Origin of the sequence: Brevundimonas sp. P7753 (assembly GCF_013386595.1) — a bacterium.
GTDB lineage: Bacteria > Pseudomonadota > Alphaproteobacteria > Caulobacterales > Caulobacteraceae > Brevundimonas > Brevundimonas bullata.
The window spans coordinates 1-303 of sequence record NZ_JACARP010000185.1 but is presented as its reverse complement, the minus strand read 5'-3'; the positions used below and the strand labels follow the sequence as shown (position 1 = coordinate 303).

At 70.3% G+C, this 303-nt stretch carries 1 protein-coding gene; it reads right to left on the bottom strand.

What is annotated here, in order from left to right; genetic code table 11:
- On the bottom strand, positions 1–303 hold a 303-nt coding region (locus HX774_RS18910), incomplete at both ends, for a HAMP domain-containing sensor histidine kinase (RefSeq protein WP_304488869.1).

Here is a 303-nt window from a genome sequence, read left to right as displayed (position 1 = left end):
CGCGCCACGTCCAGCAGATCATGAGCCAGGGTCTCCACCTGACGCGCCGTCTTGACCAGCATCTGCGCCATCTCGACCTGATCGGCCGAGGTCGCGCCCAGTTGGCCGCCGGCCCACAACTCGCCGATGCCGATAATGCCGCTGACGGGGCTCTTGATCTCATGGGCGACGTTGGCCAGCAGGCGCGACTTGGCCGCCGAGGCGCGTTCGGCGCGCTCGCGCCCCGCGCGGGCGCGCTCCGCCAGGCGGTCGCGCTCTTCCAGCAGGGCCGCGACCATCAGGATCGGCATATAGCCCAGCAAG